The organism is Massilia sp. MP_M2 (assembly GCF_039123635.1).
Taxonomy (GTDB): Bacteria; Pseudomonadota; Gammaproteobacteria; order Burkholderiales; family Burkholderiaceae_D; genus Telluria.
On sequence record NZ_JBCHJF010000018.1, the window covers coordinates 1 to 13,710 of the forward strand.

Below are 13,710 nucleotides of genomic sequence, written 5' to 3' on the forward strand. Positions count from 1 at the left end.
TCAAAATACTGACCGTTACTCATTGCTGAGCAACGTATTTCTTTTTTGTGAACATTTGATAATTTAAGTAATCAAGAACCGAAGTTCTTGGCACCTTCACCAAACGCCCACACTTATCGACTGTTAATTTTTAAAGAACTTTATTCGGTGCTGCTTCTGCCGTTTGCTACGAAGCGTTGTGTTCGTTAGCAGCAGAGAGGCGAGATTATGAAGCACTTCTCAAATTTCGTCAACCCCTGATTTACTTCTTTTTCTTCGCTGTCGCTGCGTTTGAGGCGGCGTCTGCGTCGAGGAGCGAGACTATAACAAACCCAGGATGGTCTTGCAATGCTTTCTGCTGTGATATCGTAGCCGCCGCCCATAGCGACCTTTTCATTACCCATGCATATTCCTGTTATTGCCCCGATCGCCAATGCGGCGCTATCCGAATCCCTCGCCGCTGCGATCAATAACAAGACCAAGCCGCTCGGCAGCCTTGGGCGCCTGGAGTCGCTCGCTGCCCAGCTGGGCCTGATCCAGCAGACAGCCCAGGTGACGATCGACCAACCTGCGATCCTTGTCTTCGCTGCCGACCATGGCGTAGTCGCCGAAGGTATCTCCGCCTACCCGCAAGACGTAACCTGGCAGATGGTCGAGAACTTCCTGGCCAACGGCGCGGCCATCAATGTGTTCGCGCGCCAGAATGGCTGCGCACTGCGCGTGATCGACGCCGGCGTCAATCACGACTTCGGTGTGCGCGATGGCCTGCTCGACCGCAAGATCGGCAAGGGCACTCGCAACTTCGCCATCGAGCCGGCAATGTCGGCGCAGGACTGCGCGACCGCCCTCGAGCACGGCATGACCCTGGCACGCGAGCTGCCCGGCAACGTCGTGGGCTTCGGCGAGATGGGCATCGGGAACACCACCGCCGCCGCAGCCCTGATGCACAAGCTGACCGGGCAACCGGCTCCTGCCTGCGTCGGCGCCGGCACGGGCCTGACGCTCGACGGCATCCGCCATAAAGAGCAGGTCGTCGCCGCCGCGGTCGCGCATCACGCCAGCGCGCGCGAACCGCTCGAGGTTCTCGCGACTTTCGGCGGCTTCGAGATCGCGATGATGGCGGGGGCCATGCTGCAGGCAGCCAGCCTGCGCAAGGTGCTGCTGATCGACGGCTTCATCGTCACCAGCGCGCTGCTGGTCGCCGCGCGACTGCAACCCGCTATCCTCGACTATTGCGTCTTCGCACACTGCTCAGGAGAGCATGGCCACGCCCTGCTGCTCGAGCAACTGGGCGCTCACCCGCTTCTCGACCTGGGCCTGCGCCTGGGCGAAGGCACCGGTAGCGCGCTCGCCCTGCCCCTGCTGCACGCAGCGGCCAACTTCCTGGGCGAGATGGCGACGTTTGCATCGGCCCAGGTCTCGCAGCAACTGGGCGAGCACGCGGCATGATCCACCAACTGCGCCTGTTCTTCATCGCGCTGCAGTTCTTCACGCGGCTGCCGATCCCGCACTGGGTCGGCTTCGAGCCGGCATGGCTCAATCATGCGTCGCGCTACTTCCCGCTGGTCGGTGTGGTGGTGGGCGCCATCGGTGCGGCCGTCTACTTCATCGCCGCGCACTGGCTGCCAGCACCAGTGGCCGCCGTGCTCTCCACCGCGGCGACCATCTACCTCACAGGTGCTTTCCATGAAGACGGCTTCGCAGACACCTGCGATGGACTGGGTGGCGGCATGACGAAAGAGCGTGCGCTCGAGATCATGAAGGATTCGCGCGTCGGTGCGTATGGCGCGATCGGCATCGTCTGCATGCTGAGCGCCAAGCTGGCCGCACTCGCCACGCTGCCGCCCCTGACCGCCATCGGCGCTTTGCTGCTGGCCCACCCGCTCTCGCGTCTTGCCGCCACGTCCCTGATCTGGCAGATGGAATATGCCCGCGCCGAAGGCAAGGCCAAGCCGCTGGCCGTGCGCATGAGCAGCAACGAATTCGGGATCGCGACGCTCACGGTGCTGGTGCCTGCGCTCGTCCTTCTCGCCGTTGGGCTGCTCGACCTGGCCGCGCTTGGCGCGGCGCTGTTCGCGGCCTTGCTGGCCACGCGCTGGCTGGCCCGCACATTCACGCGCCGGCTGCAGGGCTATACGGGCGACTGTCTCGGCGCCGTGCAGCAATTGGCCGAAGTGACCATCTATATCGCGGTAGTGGCCACGCTCGGCCGCGGCGCGCTGGCCTGATGCGCCTCTACCTCGTGCGCCACCCGAAACCGGCGGTACCGGCCGGGCACTGCTACGGCCGCACCGACCTGCCGGCGCAGGACGCCGACACCGCACGCGTGCTGGCGGCGCTGAAGCATCAGAACCTGCCCGGCGCCATGCCGGTCTACGCCAGCCCGTTGCAACGCAGCGCCGTATTGGCGCAGCAGCTGTCAACCGCGCCGACGTTCGACGCGCGCCTGGCCGAGATGGACTTTGGCGCCTGGGAGCTGCGCCACTGGGACGACATCCCCCGGGACGAGATCGATGCCTGGAGCGCCGACCTGCTCGACTACCGCCCTGGTGGCGGCGAAAACGTCATGCAAGTGGCCGTGCGCGTGGCCGCCTTTCTCGCCGATATCCAGCGCGCAGGACACGCCGAGGTACTCGTCATCTGCCACGCCGGCACCATGCGCCTGCTGCATGCGCTGGCCGCTGGCGGCGCGCTGCGCGATGCTGCGCTGCGTGCAGCATCGACACCACACCAGATCGGCTACGGCGAAGTGATGGTGCTGGAAATCTGACAACGGCCGGGGCAACCACCTTATAATGAGCGCGTTTTGGTGCTCGCACCTGCGTTCGCAGGTGCAGTTAAACGGGAAACACGAAGCTCTTCACAGGGCCAACGCGTGCTGCCCCCGCAACGGTAAGCAAGTGCTGCAGCCTCTCTTCGGGTCCTGCGGCGAACCGCCCCCTCATACCACTGTGCTTTTTAAGCATGGGAAGGTGGGACGGCCATACTTGCCAGCCCGGATACCGGCCAAAAGGTGGATACGCGCACAGCGCGATCCTTTGAATCCAGCCCACGGGGACGTCGGCGGGATGCCTTTAATAAGAAACACTCATGAATTTTCCAGTAAGCCGGCAAGCGGCCGCCGTGTCGCTCGCACTCGCCCTCATCTCGTCCACCGCCATCGCTGAAGTCGCTGACACCGTCGTCGTCACCGCCACCCGTACCCCGCAAACCGCAGCGGACCTCGTCGCCGATACCACCGTCATCAACGCCGAAGAAATCGCGCGCTCCGGCGCCGGCTCGGTGGCCGACGTCCTGCAGCGCCAGCGCGGCATCGAGATCACCCGCAACGGCCCGGCCGGCGCCGCGACCAGCGTCTACGTGCGCGGCGCGAACGCCAACCAGATCGTCGTGCTGCTCGACGGCGTGCGCATCGGCTCGGCCACCACCGGCACCGCCAGCTGGAATGCGATCCCGCTGGGCGCGATCGACCGCATCGAAATCGTCTATGGGCCATTGAGCACGCTGTACGGCGCCGATGCCATCGGCGGCGTGATCCAGATCTTTACCCGCAAGGGCGAAGGCGCACCTGTCGTCACCGCTTCGGTCGGTGCGGGCAGCAACGCCACGCTGCAGGGCGACGCGGGCATCTTCGGCAAGAGCGGCGGCCCGAACGCCATCAGCTACGCCTTCGGCGCCGGCTATGAAGAATCGGACGGCTTCTCGTCCACCCGTCCGGGTGCATCGGGCTACAACGCCGACGAAGACGGCTACCGCCGCCGCAACGCCAACGGCCGCGTGTCGATGGCGCTCGCACCGGGTCACGAGATCGGCGCCCAGTTCCTTGCCAGCCGCACGTTCAGCCAGTACGACGCCAGTGGTTCGGGCAACTACGATGTGCACAGCGACTCGGACCTGAACACCGGCGCCGTCTACATGACCAACCAACTGCTGCCGAACTGGCGCAGCACCGTGCAGTACGCACGTTCGGAAGACAAGTCGGGCAACTTCAGCAACGCCACGGCCAGCGGTGCCAGCCAGATCGACACCGAGCAGAACGAATTCTCGTGGCAGAACAACGTCGCCATCGGCCAGGACACGCTGCAGCTGCTGTTCAACCACCGCAAGGAAGAAGTCTCGTCGATGCGCGAGACGCGCATCACGAATTCGTATGCAGCGGCGTATTCGGCCAAGCGCGCCAATCACCTGTTGGACGTCAGCGCGCGCCAGGACCGCTCGGTCTACGGCAGCCAGAACACCGGCGCTGCCGGCTACGGCTACGAGTTCGGCAACGGCCTGCGCGCCACTGCCAGCATCGGCACGAGCTTTCGCGCCCCGACCTTCAACGAGTTGTACTTCCCGGGCTACGGCCTGGCGACGAACAAGCCTGAAAAAGGCCGCAACCGCGAAGTGGGCCTGCGCTACGACGGCAACGGCTACAAGCTCGATGCCACCTACTTCCACAATCGCCTGACCGACATGATCGTTTCAAGCACGCCATGCCCGGACGGCAGAAATGGCGGAAAAGGCAGCTGCGCCTACAACGTCAACGAAGCGACGCTCGAAGGCTTCTCGCTGGCTGGCAGCATGCGCCTGATGGACGTGAACCTGCGCGCCAGCCTCGATTGGCAGGATCCGCGCGATGACACCACCGGCCGCCAGCTGGCGCGCCGCGCGAAAAAGCACGCCAACTTCGCTGCCGACTATGTGATGGGCCAACTCAAGAGCGGCGCCGAGCTGACCGTGTCGGGCGAGCGTTTCGACAACGCCGCCAATACCAACCGCCTGGCGGGCTACGGCTTGCTGAACCTGTACTCCACGTGGCAGTTCACGCCCGACTGGTCGTTGCTGCTGCGCGTGAACAACGTCGCGAACAAGAACTACGAAGTAGCGCGCAACTACGGCACGAGCGGGCGCACCTGGTTCGCGTCGCTGCGCTACGGCATCCGTTAAGCTGGCATTTTCCGCTCGCGGCGCACGCGCCGCGGGCATCGATCAACTATCAGGGCCCGCATGCAAGCACCCGTCCCGTCATTACGCCAACGCGCCACGCTCATCGTCGGCGCCATGCTGGTCCTGGCCATCGCCACCCTGCTGTTCTCGGGCATGACCGGTTCCATCCGCGTGCCGCTCAGCGACATCCCCGACGCCCTGCGCCAATTGGCCAGCGGCCAACCCGAATCCCTGTCCGCATCCCTGCTCGACCTGCGCGCCAGCCGCGCGCTGGTGGCCTTTGCCACTGGCGGCGCCCTCGCCCTGGCCGGCCTGATGATGCAGGCACTGTTACGCAATCCCCTCGCCGACCCGTATGTGCTGGGCGTCTCGTCCGGCGCCTCGGTCGGCGCCCTCCTCGCCCTGCTGCTCATGGCGTCCACGCTGATGGTCGATGCGGCCGCACTGGCCGGCGCCGTCGGCGTCTCCCTGCTGCTGTACGCCCTGGCGCGGCGCGACCTGCGCAGCGGCCAGGCCGCCGAAGGTGGCGCCTCGATGCTGCTGCTGACCGGCGTGATCGTCTCGGCCTTATGCGGCTCCCTTGTCACCCTCATGCTGTCGATCGCGCCAGAGGGGCGCCTGCGCAGCATGATCTTCTGGCTGATCGGCGACCTGGCCGGCGCACCGCTGCGCCTGGCCCCCTGGATTGTCCTGATCGGCGCGCTGCTGTTTGCCATGCGCAGCGCGCGCGCCATGAACATGGTCGCGCTGCACGCCGAAAACGCCGTCACGCTGGGCGTGCGTGTGAGTGCGCTGCGCAAGGGTCTGTTCTTCGTGTCGGCGCTGCTCACTGCGAGCGCCGTCACCAGCGCCGGCGCCATCGGCTTTGTCGGCCTGATCGTGCCGCACGCCTGCCGCTTCGCCTTCGGCCCCGACCACCGCGTGCTGATTCCCGCTGTCGTCCTGAGTGGCGGCGCGTTCCTCGTGCTGTGCGATACGCTGGCGCGCACGATCGTCGCGCCGCAGCAACTGCCGGTCGGCGCCATCACGGCGATGATCGGGGCGCCGGTCTTTCTGTATCAACTGCACCGCATGCGCAAATGACCGTCATCGCCACCCACGACCTGCGCCTGTCCATTGCCGGGCGCACCCTGGTGCAAGGCCTGAACTGGGCCGCGCAACCCGGCGAATGCTGGAGCATCATCGGCCGCAACGGCGCCGGCAAGAGCACCTTGCTGCGCACGCTGGCGGGTTTGCACCAGCCCGACGGCGGCGCGGTCCACATCGGCGGGCGCGCCTTGGCGGCCTGGCCGCTGACCGACCTGGCGCGCGAACGTGCCTTTCTCGCCCAGTCGCGCCACGACGCCTTTGCCTACACGGTGCTCGAGAGCGTGCTCTCGGCGCGGCACCCGTACCACGCCAACCGCTACTGGGAAGGCAGCGACGACCATCAGATTGCGCTGGAAGCGCTGGCGTCGATGGATGTGCTTGAACTGGCGTCGCGCGACGTGCGCACGCTCTCCGGCGGCGAGCGCCAGCGCGTGGCGATTGCCGCCCTGCTGGCCCAACAAACACCGCTGCTGCTGCTCGACGAGCCAGCCAATGCGCTCGACCTGGCGCACCAGGTAAGCGTCATGGGCCTGCTCGCGCGCCTGTGCCGCGAGCAGGGCCACACCGTGGTCATGATCGGCCACGACCTGAACCTGGCCTCGCGCATCTCGACGCACGTGCTGCTGCTGATGGGCGATGGCCGCTGGCACGCCGGCACCAACGCACAGACCATGCAGAGCGCGCTGCTGGGCGACTACCTCGGCCACCCGATCGAGATGATCGAGCATCATGGCCGCCGCATTTTCATCCCCAAAGAGGATTTCGCATGAACGACATGACTCCCGAACAAACTGCCGCGCTGAACGAACGCCATCGCGTGCGCATGGAGCGCAAGAAAGCCGTCATCGACGCAAAAATCGCGTCGGCCGACAAGGAAATCGGCATCATCATCGTCAATACCGGCAACGGCAAAGGCAAGAGCTCGAGCGCGTTCGGCATGGTCGCGCGCGCGCTGGGCCACGGCATGCAGGTCGGCGTGGTCCAGTTCATCAAGGGTGCGCTGTCGACCGGCGAAGAAACCTTCCTGCGCCGCTTCCCGGACGAAGTGCGCTTTCATGCGATGGGCGAAGGCTATACCTGGGAAACGCAGAACCGCGAGCGCGACATCGAGAAAGCGACCGAGGCGTGGGCGCTGGCCAAGCAATTCCTGTCCGATCCGAATATCGGCATGGTGGTGCTGGACGAACTGAATATCGCCCTCAAATACGGGTACGTCGACGTGCACACCGTGATCGCCGACCTGCTCGACCGCCCGACCATGCAGCACGTGGTGATCACGGGCCGTGGCGCGCCACCCGAACTGGTGGCAGTCGCCGACACGGTCACCGAGATGAACGTCGTCAAGCACGCGTTCAACGCGGGGATCGTCGCCCAGGCCGGGACGGAGTGGTAATGAGCGCGCATCCCGGTGCGCGCGTGGTGCTGGTGGCGGCAATGGCTTCCGGCCAGGGCAAGACCACCGTCACGGCCGCGCTGGCGCGGCGTTTGACCCGCATGGGCAAGCGCGTGCGCGTGTTCAAGTGCGGCCCCGACTTTGTCGATCCGGTGATGCTGGAAAGCGCGTGCGGTACGCCGGTCGATAATCTGGATCTGTGGATGGTCGGCCCCGAGGCATGCCGCCAGCGCCTGCAGGCCGCTGCTGCCGATGCCGACGCAATCCTGGTCGAAGGCGTGATGGGCCTGTACGACGGCACGCCGTCGAGCGCCGACCTGGCGCGCGCGTTCGGCATTCCCGTGCTCGCCGTACTGGATGCATCGGCCATGGCCCAGACGGCCGGCGCCGTGGCACAAGGCTTGCGTGACTATGGTCCCGTGCAGATGGCGGGCGTGATCGCCAACCGCGTTGCCAGCAGCGGCCACGCGGAGATGGTCAAGGAGTCGCTGCGCGACATTCCGCTGATCGGCACCCTGGCACGCCAGGAGCTTCAGTTGCCCGAACGGCATCTGGGCCTGGTGCTGCCGGGTGAAGTCGACGAGCTGCAGGGCATCCTCGACGCGCTGGCCGACAGCATCGAATTCGACGAGGCGGCGTGGGATGCGCTGCCGCTGCTGGCACCAGCGCACGCCGTCCCGGCGCAGATCGACACGCCGCTGGCCGGCCGCACGATCGCGATCGCGCACGATCCGTCGTTCATGTTCGTGTATCCGGCCAACGTCGCGCTGCTCAAGGCGATGGGGGCGCAGATCACGTATTTTGCACCGCTGTCGAACGAGGCGGTGCCGGACCATGCCGACGCCGTGTACCTGCCGGGCGGCTATCCCGAACTGCATGGCGCGGCGCTGCAAGGTGCAACGCGCTGGCGCGACTCGATCCGCGCGGCCCATGCGCGTGGCGTGCCGATCGTGGCCGAATGCGGTGGCATGATGGCCCTGGCCGACGGCCTGACCGACGGCGATGGCCGGCGCTGGGAAATGGCAGGCCTGCTAGCGGGCGAAGTGGCGATGCAAAAGCGCCTGGCTGGCCTCGGCATGCTCGCGCTGGCCACACCGGATGGCGAGCTGCGCGGCCATACCTTCCACTATTCGCTGCTGGCCACCGACGTACCGCCGCAGGCGCATACCGTCAAGCAGCGCACGCAGACACCGGGCGAAGCGGTGTACCGCGTCGGCTCGCTGTTCGCGTCGTACTTCCACGGCTACTTTCCGTCCAATCCGCGCGCGGTTGCGGCGCTGTTTGGCGGTGCGCCTTGAGCGCGACGCTGGTCTTTGGCGGCGCGCGCTCGGGCAAGAGCGCCTTCGCCGAGCGGCTGGCGCGCGAGTCGGGCCAGGAAGTCGTCTATATCGCCACCTCGCGCGCCGGTGATGGCGAGATGGCGGCGCGCATTGCGCTACACCGTGCGCAGCGGCCGCACGAATGGCGCACGGTCGAGGAAGAACTGGCGCTGGCGCAGACGCTGCGCGCCGAATGCATGCCAGGCCGCCTCGTGCTGGTCGATTGCCTGACGCTGTGGCTGAGCAACCTGATGTTCTGCGACGGCCGGGATTATCCCGAGGTCGGCGCCCTGACGCTACCGGACCGGTTCCATGAGGAGCGCGCGGCCCTGCTGGACCTGCTCGATGCGGGCTTGCCGGGCGACGTGGTCTTCGTGTCGAATGAAGTGGGCATGGGCATCGTGCCGTGGGGCGCGATTTCGCGCAGCTTTGCCGACGAAGCCGGGCGCCTGAACCAGGCCGTGGCCGCGCGCGCGGACCGGGCGGTGCTGGTGGCGGCCGGCCTGCCACTTGTTCTGAAGGGTTCCCTGTGCTGACTGGCTTGTCGTTGTCGACGGTGGCGCTGCTGCTGGTGGCCGGTGTCGCACTCGACCTGCTGCTGGGCGAGACGCGGCGCTGGCATCCACTGGTCGGCTTCGGCAATCTGGCGAGCTTCATCGAGCGGAGACTGAACCGCGGTGACCTGCGCCTGCCGCGCGGCAGCCTTGCATGGGCCTTGGCAGTGCTGCCGTTAACTGCCTTGTTCGTGGTCCTGACCGATGTCGCCGGCCTGTGGCTCCACGCGGTGCTGCTGTATCTGTGCATCGGCCTGCGCAGCCTGCGCGAGCATACGATGCCGATCTGCGAGGCGCTGCGCGGCGGCGACCTGGCGCAGGCGCGCGCGCTGACGGCGCGCATCGTCAGCCGCGATACCGCCAACGCCAGTGAGTCCGACCTGGCCAAGGCGAGCGCCGAGTCGCTCCTTGAAAACGGCAACGACGCCGTGTTCGGCACGCTGTTCTGGTTCATTCTGCTGGGCGGGCCGGGTGCGGTGCTGTTCCGGCTGGCCAATACCCTTGATGCGATGTGGGGTTATCGCAGCACGCGCTTTAACCTGTTCGGGCGCCCTGCGGCGCGCATCGACGACGTGATGAACTATGTGCCGGCGCGTCTGACCGCGCTGTCGTATGTGCTGCTGGCCGGCGCCAGGCGCGCGCAAGCCTGGCACTGCTGGCGCACGCAGGCGTCGGCGTGGGGCAGCCCGAACGCCGGGCCGGTGATGGCCAGCGGCGCCGGTGCACTTGGCGTATCGCTCGGCGGCGCCGCCGTCTATGATGGTGAGGTCGAACAACGACCGCCACTGGGCGCCGGGCCGGCAGCCTGCGCCGGCGACATCGGGCGCGCCTGGCAGCTGGTGCTGCGCACGACGCTGCTCTGGCTCGGCGTGGTCTGCCTGCTGGCGGTATTGACCATGATCGGCGCGCCGCATGCTTGAACACGGCGGCAACCTGCGCGACGCCGCCCGGCATCATGGGCGCGATGACTGGATCGACCTGTCGACCGGGATCAACCCGCATGGCTATCCGGCGCCGGCGTTGTCGCCTGCAGCCTGGCAGCGCCTGCCCGAGCCGGATCCCGCAATGCTGGCGGCGGCGTGCGCGTACTACCACGCGCCGCACTTGCTGCCAGTGGCCGGCACCCAGGCCGCGATCCAGGGCCTGCCACGCCTGCGCTCACCGTCGCGCGTGGCGGTGTCGGCGCCATCGTATGCAGAGCACGCGCACCACTGGGGCCAGCACGGCCACCGCCTCCGGCAGGTCACGTATGCCGAGCTGGATGCGGCGGTCGACGTCAGCGATGTCGTCATCGTCGTCAATCCGAACAACCCGACCGGCGAGACGATCGCGCCGGAACGCCTGCTCGACTGGGCCGCACGCCTGCAGGCGCGCGGCGGCTGGCTGATCGTCGACGAAGCGTTTGGCGACACCACCACGACGTCGAGCGTGGCGATGCATGCGTCACGGCCCGGCCTCATCGTGCTGCGCTCGATCGGCAAATTCTTTGGCCTCGCTGGCCTGCGCCTGGGATTCGTCGCTGCGCATGACAGCCTGCTGCGCGATCTGGCCGACCTCTTGGGGCCATGGACCATCAGCGGTCCGGCGCAGGAGATTGCCCTGGCAGCGCTGACCGATAGCGCCTGGCAGCATGCGACGCGCACCAGTCTGCGCCAGTCCGGCGAGCGAATGACTTGCCTGTTACTGGAACACGGCATCGCCAGCAGTGGCACGGCGCTGTTTCGCTGGTGGCCGCAGACACAACCCGAAGCCTTCCACGCCCACATGGCGGCGCGCGGCATCTGGTGCCGGCTGTTCCGGGATGCCGGGCGCGGTATCCGCGTCGGCCTGCCGGCAGGCGAACCTGAATGGCACCGCTTTGAACACGCACTTCACGAATGGAACCAACGATGAAAACAACGATGCTGATGGCTGCCCGGACGGCTGCCCTGATCGCGGGCCTGTCGATCACCTGCGCGCAGGCCGCGATTACGGTCAAGGACGACGGCGGCCAAACCGTCACGGTCGCCAAGCCGGCGCTGCGCATCATCTCGCTCGCGCCGAGCGTGACCGAGCTTCTGTTCGCAGCCGGTGGCGGCAGCCGCATTGTGGGCGCCGTGAACTACAGCGATTATCCCGAAGCCGCCAAGCGTATCCCGCGCATCGGGTCGAACCGCGAGATCGACATGGAGCTGTTGATTTCGCTGAAGCCCGACCTGATCGTGGCCTGGCGCCACAACAGCTCGGACAGGCAGATCGAGATGGTACGCCAGCTCGGCATCCCTGTCTTCCAGAGCGATGCGCAGACGCTGGGTGCCATTCCGGACAGCGTTGAGCGGCTTGGCCAGTTGATGGGAACCGATGCCACGGCCAAGGCGGCAGCAGCAGCGCTGCGCGCGCAGCTGGCGGGCCTGCGCAAGCAGTACGCGGGCCGCGCACCGGTGCGCCTCTTTTATCAGGTGTGGGACAAGCCGCTGTACACGCTCAGCGGAAAGCACATCCTGACCGATGCAATGCACCTGTGCGGCGGCGTGAACGTCTTCGACAAGCTGGCCGTGACGGCGCCGGTGGTCACGCTCGAGAGCGTGCTGCAGGAAAATCCCGAAGTGATCATCGCGACGGCCGAAAAGAACTATGGCGGCGTGCAGTTGTGGAAAACCTACGGCACCATGACGGCCGTGAGCCGCAACAATCTGTTCACGCTCGACGGCCATTTGCTCAATCGCGCGGGGCCACGGATGATCCAGGGCACTGCCACCATGTGCGAGGCGCTGGAGCAGGCACGCCAGCGGCGCCCGAAATGAGCACATTCCCCTACCGGACCCTGATGGTGCAAGGGACGACGTCGGACGCCGGCAAGACCACGGTGGTGGCGGCGCTGTGCCGACTGTTGATGCAGCGCGGCGTGAAGGTCGCGCCGTTCAAGCCCCAGAACATGGCGCTCAATAGCGCCGTCACGCGCGATGGCGGCGAGATCGGCCGCGCCCAGGCGCTGCAGGCCATCGCTGCCGGCATCGATCCGCACACCGACATGAACCCGGTGCTGCTCAAACCATCGAGCGACACCGGCGCCCAAGTGATCATCCATGGTCGCGTGCGCGCCGACATGAATGCGCGCGACTATCACCAGTACAAGCCGATCGCGATGGGCGCGGTGCTCGAGTCGCATGCGCGCCTGCTGGCCCAGTACGACGCCGTGATCGTCGAAGGCGCCGGCAGTCCGGCCGAAATCAATCTGCGCGATCGCGACATCGCCAACATGGGTTTTGCCGAAGCGGTCGACTGCCCGGTGATCCTGGTGGCCGACATCGATCGCGGCGGCGTGTTTGCGCACCTGGTCGGCACGTTGTCGTGCCTGTCGCAGTCGGAGCGCGACCGCGTGATCGGCTTTGTGATCAACCGCTTCCGGGGCGACATCAAGCTGCTCGAACCGGGGCTCGATTGGCTCGAGGCGCAGACCGGCAAACCGGTGCTGGCAGTGCTGCCTTATCTGCACGGCTTGTTTCTCGACGCCGAAGATGCCGTGCAGGCGGCGCAAACGAGCAAGGGCGCGTTTCGCGTGGTCGTGCCAAGCCTGCCGCGCATGAGCAACCACACCGATTTCGATGCGCTGCGCGCGCATCCCGATGTCGACCTGCGTTTCGTGCGCGAGGGCGAGGCGATTCCCGGCGCCGACCTGATCATCCTCCCGGGCAGCAAGAACACGCGGGGCGACCTGGCCTGGCTCGATAGGCATGGCTGGCGCGAGCAGATCGCGCGTCACCTGCGTTATGGCGGCAAGGCCATTGGCGTGTGCGGCGGGTTCCAGATGCTGGGGCGGACGGTTGGCGATCCACACGGTGTCGAAGGGGCACCTGGCGTATCGGATGGACTTGGATTGCTCGATGTGGATACCGAGCTGACACGCGACAAGCAGCTGACGCGGGTAGAAGGACGATGCGTGTTCACGCCGGGCGATGCGCCGGGTCGCGTCAGCGGGTACGAAATCCATATGGGTGTGTCGAGCGGCCCGGCGATGACGCGGCCTGTGTTTGCCATCGATGGCCGCGGCGAAGGCGCGATGTCGGCAGATGGACAAATCATGGGGACGTATCTGCATGGGTTGTTCGATCATCCCGAGGCATGCAGCGCACTGCTGCGCTGGGCGGGATCGCTCAGCGAGCAGGTGGTCGATACGGCGCAGCTGCGCGAAGCGAGTCTCGATCGGATCGCGGTATCGGTAGAGGGATTGCTGGACAGGTTGATTGACTTGCGGGATCGCACATAAGCTGGTGCGATTCATCTGGATGCGAAAAAGCCCGCTGATGTGAATCAGCGGGCTTTTTTGCGCAGATCGGTAGTGATATGTTTTGATCAGCTGAATACCAGCACCCCAAAGCGAAAAGCCCCACTCAGATCACTGAGTGGGGCTTTTCTATATAACTAGCCTGACGATAACCTACTTTCACACTGGTTGCAGCACTAT

General features: G+C 66.2%; 13 protein-coding genes and 1 riboswitch. All 13 genes read left to right on the forward strand.

All coding sequences use genetic code 11. From position 1 onward, the window contains the following. The first annotated feature begins 381 nt into the window (after nt 1-381). The 13 genes from cobT (at nt 382) to RCH14_RS23830 (ending at nt 13,512) form a co-directional block, all read left to right on the forward strand. A complete protein-coding gene (gene cobT / locus RCH14_RS23770; RefSeq protein ID WP_343028577.1) occupies nt 382-1,428 on the forward strand; it encodes a nicotinate-nucleotide--dimethylbenzimidazole phosphoribosyltransferase in 1,047 nt (348 codons plus the stop codon). Then, nucleotides 1,425-2,207, forward strand: a complete 783-nt coding sequence (locus tag RCH14_RS23775) for an adenosylcobinamide-GDP ribazoletransferase (protein WP_343028578.1) — start codon at nt 1,425-1,427, stop codon at nt 2,205-2,207. Before cobT ends, RCH14_RS23775 begins: the two co-directional genes overlap by 4 nt. Next, nucleotides 2,207-2,749 (forward strand): histidine phosphatase family protein, encoded by a 543-nt coding sequence (locus RCH14_RS23780; protein WP_343028579.1) that lies wholly within the window; start codon nt 2,207-2,209, stop codon nt 2,747-2,749. The genes RCH14_RS23775 and RCH14_RS23780 overlap by 1 nt, the downstream gene beginning before the upstream one ends. A gap of 20 nt (nt 2,750-2,769) precedes the next feature. Further along, nucleotides 2,770-3,005, forward strand: a riboswitch (cobalamin riboswitch). A gap of 64 nt (nt 3,006-3,069) precedes the next feature. Beyond that, on the forward strand, nt 3,070-4,911 hold the full coding sequence (locus tag RCH14_RS23785) for a TonB-dependent receptor domain-containing protein (RefSeq protein ID WP_343028580.1): 1,842 nt from the start codon (nt 3,070-3,072) through the stop codon (nt 4,909-4,911). Nucleotides 4,912-4,971: 60 nt separating this feature from the next. Beyond that, complete coding sequence (locus tag RCH14_RS23790) at nt 4,972-5,994, forward strand: iron ABC transporter permease (protein ID WP_343028581.1); 1,023 nt, start codon at nt 4,972-4,974, stop codon at nt 5,992-5,994. Continuing rightward, entirely contained in the window at nt 5,991-6,770 is a 780-nt protein-coding gene (locus RCH14_RS23795) for an ABC transporter ATP-binding protein (RefSeq protein WP_343028582.1), read from the forward strand. The genes RCH14_RS23790 and RCH14_RS23795 overlap by 4 nt, the downstream gene beginning before the upstream one ends. Beyond that, on the forward strand, nt 6,767-7,393 hold the full coding sequence (gene cobO / locus RCH14_RS23800) for a cob(I)yrinic acid a,c-diamide adenosyltransferase (RefSeq protein WP_343028583.1): 627 nt from the start codon (nt 6,767-6,769) through the stop codon (nt 7,391-7,393). Before RCH14_RS23795 ends, cobO begins: the two co-directional genes overlap by 4 nt. Continuing rightward, nucleotides 7,393-8,691: a cobyrinate a,c-diamide synthase gene (locus RCH14_RS23805; RefSeq protein ID WP_343028584.1), complete on the forward strand. Its 1,299-nt coding sequence runs from the start codon at nt 7,393-7,395 to the stop codon at nt 8,689-8,691. The genes cobO and RCH14_RS23805 overlap by 1 nt, the downstream gene beginning before the upstream one ends. Then, entirely contained in the window at nt 8,688-9,248 is a 561-nt protein-coding gene (cobU, locus tag RCH14_RS23810; RefSeq protein WP_343028585.1) for a bifunctional adenosylcobinamide kinase/adenosylcobinamide-phosphate guanylyltransferase, read from the forward strand. The genes RCH14_RS23805 and cobU overlap by 4 nt, the downstream gene beginning before the upstream one ends. Beyond that, the gene (gene cbiB, locus RCH14_RS23815; RefSeq protein WP_343028586.1) at nt 9,242-10,186 is read left to right on the forward strand and encodes an adenosylcobinamide-phosphate synthase CbiB; all 945 of its coding nucleotides are present in this window, start codon (nt 9,242-9,244) and stop codon (nt 10,184-10,186) included. Before cobU ends, cbiB begins: the two co-directional genes overlap by 7 nt. After that, nucleotides 10,179-11,159 (forward strand): threonine-phosphate decarboxylase CobD, encoded by a 981-nt coding sequence (gene cobD / locus RCH14_RS23820; protein WP_343028587.1) that lies wholly within the window; start codon nt 10,179-10,181, stop codon nt 11,157-11,159. Before cbiB ends, cobD begins: the two co-directional genes overlap by 8 nt. Then, on the forward strand, nt 11,156-12,049 hold the full coding sequence (locus tag RCH14_RS23825) for a cobalamin-binding protein (protein ID WP_343028588.1): 894 nt from the start codon (nt 11,156-11,158) through the stop codon (nt 12,047-12,049). Before cobD ends, RCH14_RS23825 begins: the two co-directional genes overlap by 4 nt. Then, on the forward strand, nt 12,046-13,512 hold the full coding sequence (locus tag RCH14_RS23830; protein ID WP_343028589.1) for a cobyric acid synthase: 1,467 nt from the start codon (nt 12,046-12,048) through the stop codon (nt 13,510-13,512). The genes RCH14_RS23825 and RCH14_RS23830 overlap by 4 nt, the downstream gene beginning before the upstream one ends. Nucleotides 13,513-13,710 lie beyond the last annotated feature (198 nt).